An 18,661-nucleotide genomic window follows, 5' to 3' on the forward strand; every position below is an offset into this window, starting at 1 on the left:
GATCCAGCCCTTTCCAACAACCGGATCATTCGGTCTGTGACTGGTCATGGAGGGGAACCTTTTAGAGGTTTATACTGTCAAAAGAATGGAACAGGAACATGAGAAGATGCCCGTTTTCAAAATGTTTCTTATCAGGTAGAATCAAAAGGGTATGAAAAGTTCCAGGTCTGAAAAGGCAGAACGATAAAATATGCCGGCTTGAGATGGCGCGGCGCTGAGGTGCGAAGCGATTGCCAGGTTATGACAGAGAGCATCAGGATGCTGACATAGAAAATGAAAGCAGGAGATTTGCTCTGGCTTTTCTGGACGGAGAACAGGGCGCTTTCGACAGGCTGATAATACTTCACCAGCGCGTCGTCTTCAGCCTCTGTCTCAGGCTGCTTGGCGATTATGATGATGCGGATGACTGTGCCCAGGAAGTATTCATAAAAGTCCATAGATATCTTGGGAAATTCAGATTCGAATCGAGTTTCAGGACATGGCTTTACAGGATCACGGTCAATACGTGTAAAAACCGGTTAGCGTCGCGGGAATACAGGTCAAGGATGAAAAAGGTGAGTATAGAAGACAGGGATGGAACGGGGGTAGGATCCGAAGAAGTAATCAGGGACAATTCTCCTTCTCCTCTGTCCCTGATCGGAAGAAAAGAAATGGCGAAAATGATCGAAAACGCGATCAATACTCTTTCCGGATCGCAGAAGCTTGTCGTTGTACTTAAGGATATGGAGGGAGCATCGTACCAGGAGATCAGTGATATCACCGGACTGAAAGCCGGCACCGTCAAATCCAGCCTCTCAAGAGCGAGGCTCAAGCTCAGGGAAGTAATAAAAGGAATGATAAGCGATGAGATGCGGTGAAATAGAGAAAAAACTGTCGGAGTATATTGATAAGGTCTTGTCAGAAGAGGAGATGAAAGAGATCGAATCCCATCTTTCAGGTTGCTCCGGCTGCAGGGATATCCACGATTCGATGGTGGAGATCGCCGGGATAATGGCTGAGATGGAAAGGGTCGACCCACCCGCTCATTTTATTGAAAGCATAAACAACAGGCTTACCAGGCGACCTTCTTTCGGTGGAGCGCTTCGCCGGATGTTTTCGCCAGTCAGGATCAAATTGCCTCTGGAACTCGCCGGGGTGGCTGCAGCGGTGATATTGATCTTCTATGTCTCTCAATTTAGTCAGAAAGAAGAGCCGGTCGATGATCGAGGTTCTTCAGCCGCGATCGAGGCAGTGACGGGCGCGGAGACGCGGACAGGTGGATCGGAAAAGGGGAGTACTCAGAAGGAGGCCCGGAGGGAAAAAAATACCGCCGCGCAGCCTGCTGACCACGATAAAGAGGATACATTCGAAAAAATCGAAGGCGGACAAGCTACGGTACCGGATCAGATAGCTCAGGATAAGGGGAAGAAGTCCGAACTGAAGATGGCTCATACGGACGATAGATCTCAGGTCAGCGGGAAGGATCCCCTGAATGAAGGAATTAGATCGTCTGAAAAAGACGCCGGATCAGCTTCGACTGAAGAAGAATCGGTTGAAAAGGTAAAATCACCGACAAGAAGTCTGTCGTCGGGTAGCAGGATGGTAAGACAGCCCCGAAGGTTTGACGTTGAAAGCTGGCGCAAAATGATAGGTTCGGTAGAAGGAAAACTCATCGAGGTCCGGCCCCCGGATGGGGTCAGCTCTCCTGACAGCGCCGGCGCGGCGGTGTATCTTATCGCCAGGGTCCCGGAGAAAAACTATGAGCTGCTACTCGTTGAGATTGAGAAATTAAGGGAAGGCAAAAAGATATCGACAGTGGTGACAGAGGCAGGGGGAGGATTTCTGACAGTGCGGATAAAGGTGGATGACATTTCAGGGAATAGAGTGACAGAGGATGTTAAAAACCGGTAAAAAGTCGGTGATAATAGCGGGATTGATAATCGTCACGGGCATCTTCTATACCGCTACGATCAGGGACGGGCATGACTGGGGCGGTGATTTCAGCATGTACATACATCACGCGATGAATATCGCCGGAGGCAGGGATTATAATGACACCGGATATATCCAGAATCCCTCGCTGAGATTGTTTGCTCCGGAAACATACCCGCCTGTCTATCCCGCCATGCTTGCTCCATTCTGCGTGAGCGGAAGGATCGATCTGCGAGCGATGAAGATGCTGAACATTGCGGTGTTTCTTCTCTTTCTTGCTGTTCTATACCTGTTCTTCAACAGAAGACTTTCATTCGCCTCTTCGGCAGTCCTTGTAGCCCTTATCGCTTTCAACAGGTATTTCTGGGAATTCAAGGATAATGTCCTTACCGAGATCCCGTTTCTTTTTTTTACCTACCTGGCTCTGCTGCTTGTCTCGTCAAGGGGGCGTTTCAGCCGTTCAGCAGGGAAGATGGTGCCCCTTGCTCTTCTTACTGGATTGGTATGCTATCTCGCTTACGGAACAAGAAGCATAGGGATAGTCCTGATCCCTTCGCTTCTGATCCTTAACCTTGTCAATGGCAGGAAGATAACGGTATCATCTGTCATATCGATTGTTTTCTTTTTTACTCTTATGGTATTTCAGGCGCATATTTTCCATAGCGATTCCTCGTATTTCAGACAGATGTCGTTCGATCTTGCCGCGTTAACGGCTAACGCGGCAAGATACGCCAGATCCTTTGGAGAACTCTGGGTCAATGGATACTCCGATCTATCCGCTTCGATTATCTCCCTTGTTTTTCTGCTGGCGGCTGTGGCGGGGTTCATCATGAATCTTTTCTTTACAGAGGCAGGCAGGGATATGGAAGGGAGACCTCGTCACGATCGATGGACGATCGAGATATTTCTCTTTCTCTATCTTTGTCCGATTCTGATCTTTCCGGGATATGGGGGATCCAGGTATATGATGCCACTGATCCCGATCTATATTTTTTATGCTCTTTCCGCATTCCGCGTTCTTCTGCGGATAACTGGAAGAGAGAGAACAGGCGTAATGTTGATAGCAACTGTCCTGCTGATCACGTACTCCGGCGCTTTTTCCAAAGCAGATTTCGGTCCCATCGAAGAAGGCCCGTACTGCCGCGCATCGGTTGAGCTTTTTGATTTTATCCGAGGTGAGACTGACACAGGGGATATCTTTATTATCGGCAAGCCACGGGTACTTTCTCTTTATACGGGCAGAACCGCGACGGTGTATCATGATATGGAATCGATCGAAGAATTGCTCGCCCTCGCCTCCGAGGTAAAAGCAGGTTATCTGATAAAAGGCCCATTTGAACGCGACAGCGATATCCTGCTTCCCATCATCAACAGTGGGGGGCAAAACCTCAAGAGAGTCTATATCAATGAAGATTTCGAAGTTTTTAGGATAATCGATCGATGACCATGCGACCCTATCGCTGACGGTGGATAATATTCTTGATTTTCCCCCATGAAGCCTTTTCGGCAGATATCGATCCGCACCCGACCGGCCATGCTCCGATCACCGGGCAGAAAAGACCATCAGGCCTGTTAAGTGGAAAGCATGGAGAATCGCTCCGGAGATAATAATTGCCCGATCCGGATGAACCGCAAAAAAGCGGGTTCAAGCTGATATTTGTTCCTTCGTCGATCAATTCTGCCGGAATATTGTTGTTCTCGAGATTGCCGTAGATATCTGAACAACCTATACTGCCGGCCGACCCTGATTCAAAGCTGAATGGCGGGTCGAAATTGAAAGCGATGATCGTCATGGAAAGATCGATCTCACCTGTGTACCAGCAGGAGACAGTTCCACCGCCCGTCGAGCGGTTATGGCAGATCGTCGCGTTGACCAGATCGAGATATGCCTCTTCGCGTATGCAGATCGCGCTGCCGCCGTTTTCCGCTTCGTTTCCGTAGAATGTCAGGTCGAACGCGTCGGCCCTGCAGTTGAACATCACCAGGCCGCCCCCTTCATTGAGAGCGGTATTGCGGATGAATACACAGTCGGAGACATCTATCGTACCATCCCCGTTGGCGAGAGCCAAGCCTCCTCCGAAACGTGAGGCGTCGTTTTCGATAAATACGCAGTTCTCGGCCCTGAAGAAGCCTTCATTAACGACGCAGGAAATACCAGCTCCCCATTCAGCCCTGTTCCTGTAAAATATGCAGTTTTTTACCACTTCGGCCGCTTTATGTGTAAAGAACCCTCCGCCGACGTAGTCACCGAAGTCGGGAGCATCGCCCCGCGTCAGTGTGAAGCCATCGACAGTGATGTTGGCAAGTCCGTGGCAGTAGATGACCCTGTTCTGGTATTCCGCGTCGATAATCGTCACTTCGGCGCCCATCTCGCTTTTAAGAGTCAGGTGCTGGTCTCTTTCGAGAAATCTCACCATCCCCCTGTAATCACCCGTCCCCTGGTTGGTCCAGGTGTAAGTCCCGGGTCCGACGAGGATGATATCTCCCGCGATAGCGCTGTCTATCGCGGCCTGAATTGTCGGTGCGTCGCCGCCTCCAGGGATAGTGACATACCACGTGCGTGACAGGCATGAGTCAGTGTGGAGAATGAAAAAAAGAAGGAGGAGGAAAACATCTATCGGACCGGGAGATCTTTTCATGTCTTTGGTCCTTCCAGTGTGAATGCCAAAAATCAGGATCGAGGAAAGACGCTTGAGGCGGGAAACTCTCCTCCCCGCCAGCCGATTATAAAATAGCTATATCGTGTTTGACGGTCAAGTTCTCCATCTTTCATCTTCTTGCCATTCCTGTCGTAATCTGGTACTCTCTGCGCTCAAGCGGGGGAGTGGATATTTGTAGATATTCTTCTTCCCTAGCGCTGTCATTTATACTGGTCATCGATGGTGGGCATGATCGTGCCGCTGGCAGATCAAAGCCCGACTGACCTCGGGAAAGAGTGCTGGATGGAATTCGAGGCTTTTGTCAGAGATCATACGCTGAAAGTGGAAGAACTCGAAAGAGAAGGAAGCCTGGCATACTGGAACGCCTCACGAAGTGGCAGCAATGATGATTACGCAGTTTATGCCGCGTCTGTAAAAAGACTTGAGAAGATATACGCTGACAAAAGAGATTTCGAATATGTGAAAAAGACCAGAGAATCTCTCGTTTTCGATGACCCGGAGCTCAGAAGGATATGTGATATCCTTTATCTCAAATATCTTGGTAACCAGATCGACAGTGATCTTCTCGAACGGATGGTGGATCTGTCCAGTGAGATAGACAAACGATTCAGTACATACAGGCCTGAAGTCGAAGGAAGCGAGATATCGACTAATGACGTATATAATATTCTCAGAGAGAGCCATGACGAAAAAGAAAGGCGAGCTGTCTGGGAAGCGAGTAAAGCTGTCGGAGAGAGCGTCAATGGGAAGCTGCTCGAGCTGATTGGATTGAGGAACGAATCGGCACGGCTGGTCGGATTCGATAACTACTACACGATGGCGATGGTCCTTGGCGAGCAGGACGAGAAAGAACTCCTTAGGATCTTTGATGAACTCGACAGGCTTACTGAGGAACCCTATCGATACTTCAAGGAAGAACTCGATCTGAAGTTGTCCGGGATATACGGGATCGAGTCGTCTATGATCATGCCGTGGCATTACCATGATCCTTATTTCCAGGAACTTCCCGCGACAGGTGCCGGCGATTTCAATCATTATTACAAGGGAAGAGACATAGTCAGGCTCGCCGCGGATTTCTATTCGGGGATCGGGATGCCCGTTGACGACATCCTTTCGCGAAGTGATCTTTATGAGCGGCATGGCAAAAATCCCCATGCCTTCTGTACCGATATCGACAGGAAGGGCGACATAAGGATACTCTGCAATATTATCGATAACAACCAGTGGATGGATACAATGCTTCACGAACTGGGGCACGGAGTCTATGACAAGTATATCGACGGAGATCTCCCCTGGCTGATAAGGATCTATCCCCACCTCTGCACCACTGAAGCATCGGCGATGTATTTCGGCCGGTTATCTCACGATCCACTCTGGATGAAAGAATCGCTTGGCCTGAGTGAAGTGGAAATAGGCGAGATCGGACCGGAACTGAAGAAGGCGATGAGAAACAAACAGTTGATTTTTGCCCGATGGGTCCAGGTAATGTTCAATTTCGAAAGGGAGATGTACCGGGATCCGCAGCAGGATCTCTGTTCCCTCTGGTGGGATCTCAAGGAACGGTTCCAGATGGTGAGGCGGCCCGAAGGCAGGAACAAGCCTGATTACGCGGCCAAGATCCATATAATCTCCTCACCCGTATATTACCATAACTATATGCTGGGGGAACTTATAGCTTCACAGTTGCATCACTGTCTCGAAGCGGGTCCCCTGGCTCTGAACGGTCCAAACGGTATATACGGAAACTGCGCTATTGGAGAGTATTTCCGCGAGAAGGTGTACAAACCCGGCAATATACTTCCCTGGGACAAACATGTCGAAATGGCAACCGGTGAACCTCTGACAGCCCGGTATTTCGTGGAACAATTTGTGAGGGAGCAGGTTTGATCTGGCTTTTACCTGCCGCCGCAGCGTCGATAGCAATCGCTGTCATTCTAAAGGTTAATGAAGGCTGGAAGGGTGACCGTCTTCTTCTTGCCGGAGCGAATTATATAGTAGCATCGTCTCTGGCGCTGCTTTTTATTCGATTCAGGGTTCATGTGCCGGCGGCATCGACTTTCTGGCTTGCCAGCGTGACAGGGATCAATTACGTACTGGCATTCCTGGTACTTATGGCTGGTATATCGAAAGGCCCCCTTGCCGTATCAGTCACTGTGATGCGTCTGTCGGTCGCTCTTCCCGTTCTGGCCTCGATCTTTTTCTGGGCCGAGAAACCTCTTCCTGGCCAGTGGGCGGGAATGATTCTCGGCGGCGTATCGTTTATTCTTTTCGGGGCAGGAGTTGCCGGAAAGGGGAAGACGCGTTCAGCCGGCAGGAACTTCTGGCCGGTTATGATGATCCTCTTCCTCGTCACAGGTATCACGAGTATCCTTCTCAAGTCGTTCAGCGAGACTTTACGTGATGTAGACAGAATGGTATTTACCTGGATTCTTTTTACGGTAGCGGCTGTTTTTACCTGGATAATGATTGCCGTAAGAAGAGTACCTTTCGACAAAAGGACTTTCATGCTGGGGCTTCTTCTCGGGATCCCCAATCTTCTCAGCACTTTTTTTGCCCTTATAGCTCTCAGATCTGTACCCGCTTCAATTGTCTTCCCGTTTATAAATGTAACTGTGATAACGGGATCGACGCTTGCCGCCTTTTTCATCTGGAAGGAGAGGCTCGGCAAGGTGGCAATAACAGGGCTTGCGGCAGCGGTGGTTGCTATTATATTATTATCAATGAAATGAGTACCCGATCCCGGTGTCGAACGGCAAATTTATCGTTTGCGATATCGCGGATGGGAGTCAAGGTATTTTAAAGGATCTTTTAGACGGGAGCAGTGATGAAAAGAAGCATCCTTCTGAGTATCATCCTCGCAGTCGCTTTTACTTCGGCAGCGGCGACAAAGGAAAAGAGCCCTTACGCGAAATATGTCGAGGACAAGACCGCGGTCAATTTTGTCGCCGCCTATAATAATTACGAGATGGAGCGGGCGGATACTGTCAACAATATGGCCACAATATTTCTCGCCTATCTTCACATGTCAGAGATGAACCGCAACCTTGATATGCTCAAGGAGAATATCGGGAGCCTCAGCGGAAAGCACAAGTTCAACTATGCCAATATCCTGCTTAGTCTTGGAAGATATGATGACGCGATAGAGATTTACAAGCAGCTTAATATGGAAACGCCGAAATGGTCATGTCCATGGCGGCACCGTGGAGAGGCTCACTGGAAGAACGGGGAATATGAGGAGGCCGTGGCGAGTCTTGAAAAAGCGATCGAGACCAGAGAGACGCATTACGATGCCTATACTCAGCTCGCTCAGGTCCTTACCGATATGAAAGAATACAAGAGAGCTCTCGAAGTCCTGGAAAAAGGATTTACTTATTATGGCAAGGATATCGAGGATCCAGAGGAAGAAGTGAATATGCTCGATATCAATTTTCTCTACCTGACGCTTCTCAGGGAGAATGGCAGGATCGAGGATGCAGATATTTTGAAAGCGAGACTGGAAAAGCTATCTCCCGGCGATGAGAGGCTCAGCCAATAACACCGGCGGGAACTGAAACTGACTGACAGCCCGGTCTTCCTTTGCGAAGAGGAACCGGGCTGTTGTCGTTCCGGTCCGTGTCGTCCACGCTGTACTGGAGGAAAAGGATGCTCGGAGCGATAGCCGGAGATATAACAGGATCGCCGTACGAATTGCCGGATCGATTGACACGCTGTCCCCGGCTGAGAGAGGATGAAAAGCCCCGTGTTTTTTCAGGAGGAGGATCATGCTTGCCAGTTTTTCGATAGTACCTGTGGGTATCGGAGCGAATCTGGGCAACGAAGTCGCGCAGATTATTTCGATCATAGATGAATCGGGGCTGGAATACCGGATGGGACCGATGGAAACAACGGTCGAGGGAGAATTTGATGATCTTATCCGGCTTATAACCAGGTGTCATCACCATATGAAAGGACTCGCGCCGCGCGTCCTGACGACGATAAGAATCGATGACTTCGATTCAGGGCAGGGCAGGCTTCACGGGAAGATCGCTGACGTTGAGAAGATTCTCGGACGGCAGGTAAGGAAATGACTGTCGCCTGCTTGAGTGAGACCCACGCATATCCGGGATAAGAAGGTAATTACCCGGCAGGAGGAGTGAAATGAGAATTCTGACTATCGCGATCCTGATAACCTCGATAGCGGCTGCCGGCTCTAACGCTCAGACGCTGGCGAAAAAGTGGGCAACGGAGCCTTTGTTTGAGACGCCTGAATCGGTTGTTTATGATGACGAGAACCACATTCTGTTCGTTTCGAACATCTCCGGCCGTCCTGACGAGAAGAACGGGATGGGTTTTATCTCCAGATTATCGATGAAAGGCGAGATTAAAAAATTAAAATGGATAACCGGTCTTAATGCGCCAAAGGGGATGGGAATCTTCAGGGGCAAGCTTTTTGTCTCTGATATAGACGAACTTGTTGTAATAGATATCGCGAAAAGCGCTGTTGTACAGCGCTACAAGGTCGCTGGCTCGATATTCCTCAACGATATAGCGGTCGACAAAGGAGGAAACGTCTATATATCCGATTCGATGAGGGACCAGGACGCGATTTATCGTTTCGACGGGCAGAATGCCGTGTTATGGCTCCAGGGAAGGAAGATCCTCAGGCCGAACGGGCTTTGTTTTGACAATGGCAACCTCATCGTCGGCGTATCGGGAGATGGGATGCTTCGTCAGGTAGATATGAAAACAAAAGAAATATCCGACAGGGTCGCGACCGGGTCTAATATTGATGGAGTGGCTGTCGACGGAAAGGGTAATTTCATCGCCAGCGACTGGAAAGGCAGGACGGTCTTCATCGAACCGGACGGAGTGACGACTGTCCTTCTTGACACAAGCGCGGAGAAGATAAATGCCGCCGATATATGTTTTCTGAGTAAATGGAATATGCTTCTGATACCGACTTTTTATGACAACAGGGTCGTGGCGTGTACACTGAAGTATTAAAAGGAAAGTCATGAAAAGTTTCAGAGAAGAATTATCTTTGATTATCCAGGGAAGACGCGAATTTATCAGTATCGATGGTATTGTTAAGGGCAGTCTGTAACGCAGCGAATTGTGGGGTAAAGAAAAGTATTGCCATCAGCCACGATATCGTATAGTATCACTCCACTATGCCTTTTAATCTGGTCCGGGAGGCCAGAAAAGGATCAGAAGGATAATGATCTTTAATCGATTCCTATCAACCTCCCTGGCCGGGAGGATTTTTTTTAACCGGAGAAAGAGGAGGTATTTTGAAGATTATCAGGAAAGCTGTCGTCATGGATTCCGTGCAGCTGAGGCGGACTATCATGAGGATTGCCCACGAGATCGTAGAAAAGAACAGGGGAGTAGAGGGACTTATTCTTGTGGGGATCAGAAAAAGGGGCGTACCCCTCGCCGAACGGATCGCCTCGGCGATCGAAAAGATCGAGGGTACAAAAGTGCCGGTAGGAGCTCTTGATATCACTCTCTACAGGGATGACGTGCAGATGATAGCGAGTATGCCTGTAGTGGGAAAAACCGAGATCGGATCCGATATAACGGACCGTACGGTCATCCTGGTCGATGACGTCCTCTTCACGGGAAGGACTGTCCGGGCTGCTCTTGACGAACTGACGGATTTCGGGAGGCCAAGATCCATTCAGCTGGCGGTACTCGTGGACAGGGGGCACAGGGAATATCCGATACGCGCCGATTTCGTGGGGAAAAACGTCCCTACATCTGCGGCTGAGACGGTTAAGGTGCTTCTGAGCGAGATCGACCGGGAAGAGCAGGTAGTCCTGAGCGATATAATCACTGACAAGGTTAAACTTGGCGAAGCGGGATATCAGGATATCAAGGACTCTCCGGCCGGGCAAAAATTATTGAAGAAAAGACTTGCTACCGGCAAGAAAGCCCCGGCCAGGAAAATATCCACTGCGCGGAAGCAACCGGCGGCCGGCAAGAAAACTGCGCCGAAGGCCCGTAAAAAGTAATCACGGTAGCGGCTGGTATTCGGCCGGTGCTGGAAGGAGGTAATCAGAAAGTGCAATTTAACCGCAAAGATCTCCTCGGGCTCGAGGACCTGAGCGCAGAGCATATCAAACTGATCCTTGATACAGGCGACAATTTCAAGGAAGTCCTCAGCCGGAAAATAAAAAAGGTCCCGGCTCTAAGAGGTGTCACGATCGCCAATGTCTTTTACGAACCGAGCACAAGAACGAGGATGAGTTTTGAGCTGGCGGAAAAAAGGCTTAGCGCGGACATAATAAATTTTTCAAAGGCCACTTCATCGGTTAAAAAAGGCGAGACCCTGCGAGATACACTTGAGAACATCAAAGCGATGAAAGTCGATATAGTGGTGATGAGGCACGGATCGTCAGGTGCTCACAAGTTTGCCAGCGAATTTCTGGATGCTTCGATAGTCAATGCCGGTGATGGCAGGCACGCTCATCCCACGCAAGCTCTTCTTGATATGATGACTCTAAGGGAACATTGGGGGACCTTCAATGGCAAGAGAGTTACGATCATCGGCGACATCCTTCATAGCAGGGTAGCCCGATCGAACATCTGGGGCCTGACCAAGATGGGGGCGAAGGTGACGGTTTGTGGACCTCCCACGATGATGCCCGTAGATGTCGAAAGACTCGGGGAAGGAGGCGTCAGGCTTGAATATGATCTCAGGAAAGCGATCGAAGGCGCTGACGCTATCAATATCCTTCGGATCCAGCTCGAAAGGCAGAAGAATTCTCTTTTCCCGAGTTCAAGGGAGTACTTCGAGGTCTTCGGAGTTTCTTCGGAAGTACTGAAGGCAGCGCCCCCGGATTGTATAGTGATGCATCCCGGCCCTATAAACAGGGGAGTGGAAATAGCGCAGGAAGTAGCAGACGGAAAGCAGGCGGTAATCCTGCCACAGGTGACAAATGGCGTGGCGGTGCGGATGGCGGTCCTGTTCCTGATAGCGGGAGGCAAGGTAGAAGAAGACGAAAATAGTTGAAAGATCCCTCACGCGTATCGAAAGATATATTCAGTATCGATTGCCTGTTAAAGAGCGAAAAAGAGGAGAGCAGATGGTCAATTGGAAAGATAAAAAGGAGTTCTGGATCACAGGCGCGAAGCTGGCCGACCCTGAAGCGGGGAAGATAAAAGCTGGCTCAATACTGGTCCAGAAAGGCCTTATCTCGGAGATCCAGTGGCAGAAGAAGGTAGAGACCGAACTGCCGGTGTTTGATTGTGAAGGGTTTCTTATCGCCCCTGGTTTCATTGATATACACACGCATCTGAGAGAGCCTGGAAACGAGGACAAGGAGACGATAGCGACTGGAACCGCGGCAGCTGTTGCCGGTGGATACACGTCCATACTCTGCATGGCCAATACCGATCCGGTGATAGACGATCCAAGCGTCGTTGAATACGTAAACAGAAGGGCCCAGACAGATGGTAACTGCAGGGTCTACGTGACGGGGGCCGTCACAAAAGGGCTCGATGGGGAGCAGATAACAGAGTTCTTCCATCTTAAAAAAGCCGGCATAGTAGCTTTAAGCGACGATGGCAGATATATAGCCAATTCAAGCGTGATGAGAACCGCGCTGGAATACGCCAGGATGCTCGATCTCCCGGTCATCGTTCATTGTGAGGATCCCTATCTGACCGACGAATCGCAGATGAACGAAAGTTATGTCTCAACGCGTCTTGGCCTTAAGGGGGCACATGCCGCGTCAGAGGAGATAGCAGTCGCCAGGGATATCAGGCTGGCTCAGTTGACAGGCGCCAGGCTTCATATCGCGCATGTCTCGACGGAAGGATCACTCGAGCTTATAAAAGCTGCGAAAAAGAAAGGTGTCGCGGTCACCGCGGAAGTCTCGCCGCATCATCTGACTCTCGATGAATCGTTGCTCGAAAGTTATGACCGCAACCTCAAGGTGAACCCTCCGCTTCGAGGGCTTTCTGATATAGCCGCCCTGAGAACGGCTCTTAACGACGGGACTATTGATTGTATCGCTACTGATCACGCTCCTCACACCGAGATCGATAAGCAGGTCGAGTTCAATTTTGCTCCTCCGGGGATGACAGGTCTCGAGACATCGTTTGCCCAACTCCATACGGAACTTGTCCTTAACGGAAAATTTGAGCTTATCGACCTGATACGGATGCTGACGACCGGACCGGCTGGAGTCATCGGACTTTCCGGAGGTAAGCTGGCAGCAGGGGTTCCGGCCGACCTGGTCCTGATCGATCCAAAGGAAGAATGGGTCTTTAAAAAAGAAATGATCAGGTCAAAAGCGTCGAATACGCCTTTGATCGGAAAGAAATTTACCGGCAGGATAAAGGGAGTTTTCCTTGAGGGAAGATGGTGTTCCGATGTATCCTGACCGGTGGATGCGCGATCCCGGAAAATCCGGGCAAGTCGGCCCCGGTTGATCATCAAAAGATCTGCCGGAATAAATATTCAGTGTTCCCCTGAGTCAGGGTCATATTGTGGGAAGATCTTTTCAATCATCTTTTCTGAAAGCGGTTATACCGTTAGTGATGCTTTCTTTCGCTTCTTCGTGCATCTATTTCAACACGATGTATAACGCGAGAAGGCTTTACAGCGAAGCGGAGGAAGCCCGCGAGGAGTCGATCAGGACAGGTACCGACAGCGGCCGGGGGTTGAAGACAAAATATGGTGAGGTGATCTTCAAGTGTTCGAAGATACTTCGCGATCATCCGGAGAGCAGCTGGGTCGATGACGCGATATTCCTTATGGGGAAAGCCCTTGTCAGGCAGGAAGAGTATAGCAAAGGTATCAGAAAGTTTCAGGAACTCCTTACTAACTATCCGGAAAGTGAATATGTTCCCCACGCGTTGTTCTGGCTGGCCCTGGCTCATTTCGAAAAAAGGGAATACAACCAGGCCCTCGTCTTTACGAACAGGTTCCTCAATAATTTCGCTGATCACGAGATCCGTCACCAGGTGATCTTTCTTGCGGGAGACATTAATCTCGAACTTGAGAATAATGAAGAAGCGCTGAAACTGTACTCCACCGTCTCCGGAGAGGATGCCAGTCGTGAGATCCTTGATGAAGCTCTGTTGAAGTCGGCAAGACTGCATTACAGGTTCAAGGATTGGCAGAAGGCGGCGGAAAGCTATGAACAGCTTCTCAGGAAAGGGATTTCCTGGGAGTTGCGATATGATATCTCCCTGGCGCTTGGTGACTGTTACTCCCGGACCGGGCGGTGCGAGGAGGCAAGGAACATATTCGATGAACTTCTACCGGATGTCCCCAAGGTAAAAGACCAGGGTCTTGTAATGCTTGGCCAGGCCCGTGCTTATGAGTGCATGGATTCGCTTTTGACGGCTATTGCCAAATACAGGGAGATAACGGGAAAATTCTCCCACTCTACCTTCTCTGCCGAAGCATATTACAGGCTTGGAATGATCTATCATGAAAAACTCGATTCCCTGCAGAGTGCCGAGGAATCGTTTGCCAGCGTAAGCAGGGAAGCGAGCAGTTCGGAGTTCGCCCCGCTGGCGATGCAAAAAAGCAGAAGCATCAAAAAACTGATCGAGCTTGAGAAATCATCAGGAAAAGGGGCGAGTGAAGAGCAGATAGCGCAGGCGAGGTTTTCAGCAGCCGAGATAAAGTTGACAAGGCTTGACGAAGTCGAATCGGCAAAAAATAATTACATGGCCGTGATAGACAGTTTTCCATCGACATCGTTCGCTCCCGCGGCTTCCTACGCGGTAGCGTGGATATACCAGAAAAAACTGGGTGACGCGCAAAAAGCCCTCGAAGCGTATCGGGCAACGGTCCTGAGATATCCACGGTCTCAGCAGGCCAGAGGAGCTGTGGCGCAGATCGTCAGACTCGGTGATGAGGACAGCGCACTTATGATGCAGGCGTATATAGATTCAGCGATGGCAGATACTGCCGCCGCCGCTGCCGAGGTGAGGATGCGGATGGAAAAAGCGCGCGCCGACAGTATCGAGGCGGCGCGAAAGATGATGAAGGACGGAATGACCGATTCGACATCGGTCCGGTCGGGCAAGCGCGGCATGGAGAGCGGGACTCCCGCAGATCCTGACAGCAAGGCGAAGTTGCCGGTTGATTCCCGAAAAAATCCTGTCCCCGGCCCCTTATCCCGTTCTGTGGCGGAAAGAGACAGCCTTGCCGGGGCTTCGGTATCGGCGGCTGATTCGGTGAGAAAGAATTTCAGCAGACCTCCGCCCGCCCTGATCGACTCGCTCAGGGCAGCGTCAGAGAGGAACCGACCGGTCGACGCCGATTCATTATTGAAAAACGAAGCAGACAGCCTGATAACCGGTAAAAGGAAGGAGCAGGATTGAGCCTGGAGAAGAAACGGCCGTTTACTGTCAGGATCGTCGAAAACAGAAAGTTGTCACCATCGACATATCTGATCATCCTTGAAAGGCCGAATGATTTCCCTGATCCCTATCCCGGCCAGTTTATTTCTGTAAGGGTCAATGACCAGACTGTTCCGCTGTTGCGCCGGCCTTTCGGAATAATGGATATCAACAGCGAAACGATGACGATTCTTGTAAAGGCGGTAGGGCCCGGTTCAACTATACTAGCTTCGAAAGCCGCCGGCGAGCAGGTGGAAATGGCGGGACCTCTGGGCGGCATGCCTTTCAGCCGCCCTGGCGGAAAAGATGTAGTCTTCGTAGGTGGAGGAACGGGACTCGGGCCGATAATATTCTGCGCGAGAAGCTGGAAACGTGAAGCTACAGTCGGGAAGATGCATCTTTTTATAGGAGCTCAGACTAAAGAGGAACTGCTTGAAGGATTGTACGAGAAAGATTTCGATCAGGTATATACCGCGACGATCGACGGTTCTTCAGGTCACAAGGGAAATATCGTGGAACTCCTCGAAGAAGAGATCGAAAAAGGCGGTATTCCCGCGGCGATCCTCTATTCGTGCGGTCCGAGACCGATGATTCGAGCGCTCATCGACAGGGTCGGCCCGAAATTTGAAAATCACTATACTTCACTCGAATCGGTCATGGCCTGCAGCCTGGGCGCGTGCAGGGGATGTACCGTTCCGGTAATCGAGGACGGGGAGAAGACACTCAGGTCTGTCTGCATGGAAGGGACTGTTTTCAGAGCGGAGGATATCGACTGGGAGGAGTGGGAGTGAGCGATAATAACGATATTGGTTTGAAAATAGGTGATGCCTGTTTCGCAAACCCCGTTTTTCTTGCTTCCGGTCCTGCGGGGTATGGTATCGAATACGCGAATTACCTTGATATAACAAAAGTCGGAGGGATCGTCACGAAAACGATCTCATTCGAACCTCGAAAGGGAAATCCCGGGGTAAGACTTCAGGAAACGCCTTCCGGCCTCTTAAACAGTATTGGTCTTGAGAATGTCGGAGCGGAATATTTTTTCAGAGAGAAGATACCTGTCCTTGTGTCAGCCGGAGTCAAACCCGTGATCAGCGTAGCGGCGGAGGATTGGGGGGACTATCGGAAACTCATCGATTTCATCGCCCGGCAGGAAAATATCGAGATCATAGAACTCAATCTTTCATGCCCGAATGTCGAACGCGGCGGGATGGCGGTGGGATCAAATCCCAGTCTTCTCGGCAGGTACGTCAGGCACGCGAAAGACCTGCTGCCGCGGATCGCGATCCTGGCCAAGCTTACGCCGAATGTCAGTGATATCGCCAGGCTTGCGCTGGCAGCAGAGGAAGCGGGAGCCGACGGGATAACGGCGATCAATACTGTCATCGGAATGGATATTGATATATCCAGGGCAAAGCCTGTATTCAAAAGGGTAAGGGCGGGGCTTTCCGGTCCGGCGATAAGGCCTGTCGCTCTGGACGCAGTATGGAGGATCGCGCGTACTGTCGATATACCGGTAATCGGAGTTGGTGGGATATCATCAGTCGATGACGCGTTGAAATTTTTCATGGCCGGAGCATCGGGAATCCAGGTCGGAACGGCGCTGTTTTATGATCCCGGCCTTCCGGCGAGGATCATCGAAAAGCTTGAGGCCGGTGGAATACCTCCAGCGATAAAATATTCTGTCGACAAGACCGAAAGGAAAGATGATGACGGAACAGCCCCGCATAATAGTAGCACTTGATGTTGAAGACCGCGAGGGTGCTCTGGCAATGGTGGAGTCTCTCAGGGGAGTGATCGGATATTTCAAGGTAGGAAGCAGGTTGTTCACGTCCGAAGGTCCGGGACTGATCGACGAAATTACTGAAATGGGCGCGTCAATATTTCTTGATCTGAAATTCCACGATATACCTGCCACCGTATCAGGATCGGTCAAAGCAGCCTGCGGCCATGGCATAAATATGATGACTCTGCATACATGCGGCGGAATCGATATGATGAAGGCGGCAGCCGAATCGGCGGTGGAAGCCTCGGCGCGGGCGGGAACTGCCAGGCCACTCCTTGTCGGGGTGACGGTGCTGACAAGTATGGCTTCGGAAGATCTCGCGGCGGTCTCCTGTTATGAAGGCGATGTTGAAAGCCTCGTTCTCAGAAGGACTTCACTCGCCCTCGAAGCGGGTCTTGACGGAGTAGTCTCCTCGGTGAAAGAAGCGGCAGCTATAAGAAGGGAATTCGGTGGACGCCCCGTCATCGTTACTCCGGGGATCCGCCCGGCGGGATCAGCTAGCCAGGATCAGAAAAGAATAGCGACGCCCCGGGCGGCCAAAGAAGCCGGTTCGGATTATCTCGTTATAGGAAGGCCTGTCTACGAAGCGCCTTCTCCGGCGGGAGCTGCCAGGGCGATAATTGACGAACTCGATGGAATACAGGGAAGATCAGATGCTTAAGAGTGCTGTCGTATTCCTGATCGTCTATATAAGCCTGGTAATATTCAAAAGGAAAAGGTGGCTTATAGCCTGGAGCGGAGTCGTGGCGGCTCTTCTGATAAGGGCTCTGTATCCGGCAGAAGTGTTTTACGGGATACACTGGAATGTCATAGGCATTTTTGTCGGATCTCTTCTGCTCGCCGAGACCTTCATATATTCACGGATGCCTGAGACGATATCGGATCACCTGATCAACAAGTCACCGAATCTTGGGATAGCCTTTATGGCGATCATAGTCTTTGCCTCTATCTTCTCGATATTCATGGATAATGTCGTTACAGTATTGATAATCGCGCCAATAGCTCTCCAGTTGACAAGGAAGGCTGGAGTCTCTCCCGTGCCTGTGATAATAGGACTTGCCATCTCATCCAATCTACAGGGAATGGCGATTCTTATAGGGGATACTCCGAGCATGCTCCTGGCTGCTCGAATGAAGCTGAGTTTTCTCGATTTTTTCTGGCTCGACGGCATGCCGAGCATATTCTGGATAGTGCAGATCGGAGCTGTAGCCGGATTTATCGTCCTTTACTGGTTTTTTCGTGGAGATAAGCAGAAGTTCCAAAGGATCAGTATAACTCCCGTTAGGAGCTGGGTCCCGATCTGGCTGATACTGGTCGCGATACTTCTTCTTTCATTTATGACATGGGTCGATCCGGGGTTCAGGTGGTTTGGAGGAGTCGCCTGCATGAGTGTGGGAGCGGCCGGTTTCATCTGGCAGAAAGCAAGGGTCGCGAGGGATCACGAGAAGTCCGGTCTAAAGCTGGACTATGAGACAGTCGCTTTCCTGATGGCGATTTTTGTGCTGGTCCATATGCTCGTCCAGAGGGGCGTTGTCGAGGGACTGGTCGATCAACTTGCCGGGTTGAAGGGTAAAAATGTATTTCTGATCTATTCCGTCGTCGTGTGGTTTTCAGTACTTATATCTTCTTTTATCGATAATATTCCTTATATAGCCGCGATGCTTCCTCTTGTTACGGGGCTCAGTACGACGCTGGGCGTCAACCCCGCCCTTATGGCTTTTGGATTATTGATAGGTTCGTGCCTCGGGGGAAATATAACGCCGATAGGAGCGACGACCAATCTCGTCTCCATAGGTATCCTCGAAAGGGAAGGAATTCCCGTCTCTTTCAGAGAGTTCACACGGATCGGCCTGCCTTTTACTCTGGCAGCTACTGCTGTTTCCTGGATCTGCCTCTGGTTTATCTATGGGCCAAAAGGCTAAAGAGGTGAGGACACCCGGTGTAAGCTGGTAAAGGTTTAATA

17 protein-coding genes are annotated in these 18,661 nt (G+C 50.5%); 16 read left to right on the forward strand and 1 reads right to left on the reverse strand.

Features of this window, described 5'->3' with window-relative positions; all coding sequences use genetic code 11:
- The first annotated feature begins 230 nt into the window (after window positions 1-230).
- Genes JW814_03345 through JW814_03355 form a run of 3 tightly spaced genes read left to right on the forward strand, consistent with a single transcriptional unit; the run spans window position 231 to window position 3,355 of the window.
- Window positions 231-857, forward strand: coding sequence for a sigma-70 family RNA polymerase sigma factor (locus tag JW814_03345; GenBank protein MBN2070470.1), 627 nt, complete (start codon window positions 231-233; stop codon window positions 855-857).
- Window positions 844-1,890 (forward strand): zf-HC2 domain-containing protein, encoded by a 1,047-nt coding sequence (locus tag JW814_03350; GenBank protein MBN2070471.1) that lies wholly within the window; start codon window positions 844-846, stop codon window positions 1,888-1,890. Before JW814_03345 ends, JW814_03350 begins: the two co-directional genes overlap by 14 nt.
- Window positions 1,874-3,355, forward strand: coding sequence for a hypothetical protein (locus JW814_03355; GenBank protein ID MBN2070472.1), 1,482 nt, complete (start codon window positions 1,874-1,876; stop codon window positions 3,353-3,355). Before JW814_03350 ends, JW814_03355 begins: the two co-directional genes overlap by 17 nt.
- Before the next feature lie 10 nt (window positions 3,356-3,365).
- Here the strand turns inward: JW814_03355 and JW814_03360 are convergent, their stop codons facing one another.
- Entirely contained in the window at window positions 3,366-4,550 is a 1,185-nt protein-coding gene (locus JW814_03360) for a hypothetical protein (protein MBN2070473.1), read from the reverse strand.
- A 303-nt stretch (window positions 4,551-4,853) separates the two neighbouring features.
- Here JW814_03360 and JW814_03365 point away from each other — a divergent pair, with 303 nt between their 5' ends.
- The 13 genes from JW814_03365 to JW814_03425 all read left to right on the forward strand — a co-directional run bounded on the left by JW814_03365 (window position 4,854) and on the right by JW814_03425 (window position 18,620).
- Window positions 4,854-6,458 carry a M2 family metallopeptidase gene (locus JW814_03365; protein ID MBN2070474.1) on the forward strand — a complete coding sequence of 535 codons (1,605 nt, stop codon included), beginning with the start codon at window positions 4,854-4,856 and terminating at the stop codon, window positions 6,456-6,458.
- Entirely contained in the window at window positions 6,455-7,300 is an 846-nt protein-coding gene (locus tag JW814_03370; protein ID MBN2070475.1) for an EamA family transporter, read from the forward strand. The genes JW814_03365 and JW814_03370 overlap by 4 nt, the downstream gene beginning before the upstream one ends.
- A gap of 95 nt (window positions 7,301-7,395) precedes the next feature.
- Entirely contained in the window at window positions 7,396-8,106 is a 711-nt protein-coding gene (locus JW814_03375; protein MBN2070476.1) for a tetratricopeptide repeat protein, read from the forward strand.
- Window positions 8,107-8,332: 226 nt separating this feature from the next.
- Window positions 8,333-8,638 (forward strand): MTH1187 family thiamine-binding protein, encoded by a 306-nt coding sequence (locus tag JW814_03380; GenBank protein MBN2070477.1) that lies wholly within the window; start codon window positions 8,333-8,335, stop codon window positions 8,636-8,638.
- A 70-nt stretch (window positions 8,639-8,708) separates the two neighbouring features.
- Window positions 8,709-9,554, forward strand: a complete 846-nt coding sequence (locus tag JW814_03385) for an SMP-30/gluconolactonase/LRE family protein (protein ID MBN2070478.1) — start codon at window positions 8,709-8,711, stop codon at window positions 9,552-9,554.
- A gap of 293 nt (window positions 9,555-9,847) precedes the next feature.
- Window positions 9,848-10,564, forward strand: coding sequence for a bifunctional pyr operon transcriptional regulator/uracil phosphoribosyltransferase PyrR (gene pyrR / locus JW814_03390; protein ID MBN2070479.1), 717 nt, complete (start codon window positions 9,848-9,850; stop codon window positions 10,562-10,564).
- A gap of 50 nt (window positions 10,565-10,614) precedes the next feature.
- Window positions 10,615-11,565 (forward strand): aspartate carbamoyltransferase catalytic subunit, encoded by a 951-nt coding sequence (locus tag JW814_03395; GenBank protein ID MBN2070480.1) that lies wholly within the window; start codon window positions 10,615-10,617, stop codon window positions 11,563-11,565.
- A 73-nt stretch (window positions 11,566-11,638) separates the two neighbouring features.
- Window positions 11,639-12,940, forward strand: a complete 1,302-nt coding sequence (locus JW814_03400; GenBank protein MBN2070481.1) for a dihydroorotase — start codon at window positions 11,639-11,641, stop codon at window positions 12,938-12,940.
- Window positions 12,941-13,046: 106 nt separating this feature from the next.
- A complete protein-coding gene (locus tag JW814_03405; GenBank protein ID MBN2070482.1) occupies window positions 13,047-14,897 on the forward strand; it encodes a tetratricopeptide repeat protein in 1,851 nt (616 codons plus the stop codon).
- Window positions 14,894-15,706, forward strand: coding sequence for a hypothetical protein (locus JW814_03410; protein ID MBN2070483.1), 813 nt, complete (start codon window positions 14,894-14,896; stop codon window positions 15,704-15,706). The genes JW814_03405 and JW814_03410 overlap by 4 nt, the downstream gene beginning before the upstream one ends.
- Entirely contained in the window at window positions 15,703-16,656 is a 954-nt protein-coding gene (locus tag JW814_03415; GenBank protein ID MBN2070484.1) for a dihydroorotate dehydrogenase, read from the forward strand. The genes JW814_03410 and JW814_03415 overlap by 4 nt, the downstream gene beginning before the upstream one ends.
- Complete coding sequence (pyrF, locus tag JW814_03420) at window positions 16,622-17,359, forward strand: orotidine-5'-phosphate decarboxylase (GenBank protein ID MBN2070485.1); 738 nt, start codon at window positions 16,622-16,624, stop codon at window positions 17,357-17,359. The genes JW814_03415 and pyrF overlap by 35 nt, the downstream gene beginning before the upstream one ends.
- Window positions 17,352-18,620, forward strand: coding sequence for an arsenic transporter (locus JW814_03425; GenBank protein MBN2070486.1), 1,269 nt, complete (start codon window positions 17,352-17,354; stop codon window positions 18,618-18,620). Before pyrF ends, JW814_03425 begins: the two co-directional genes overlap by 8 nt.
- Window positions 18,621-18,661 lie beyond the last annotated feature (41 nt).

It is taken from the genome of Candidatus Krumholzibacteriota bacterium, from assembly GCA_016932415.1.
Classification (GTDB): domain Bacteria; phylum Krumholzibacteriota; class Krumholzibacteriia; order Krumholzibacteriales; family Krumholzibacteriaceae; genus Krumholzibacterium.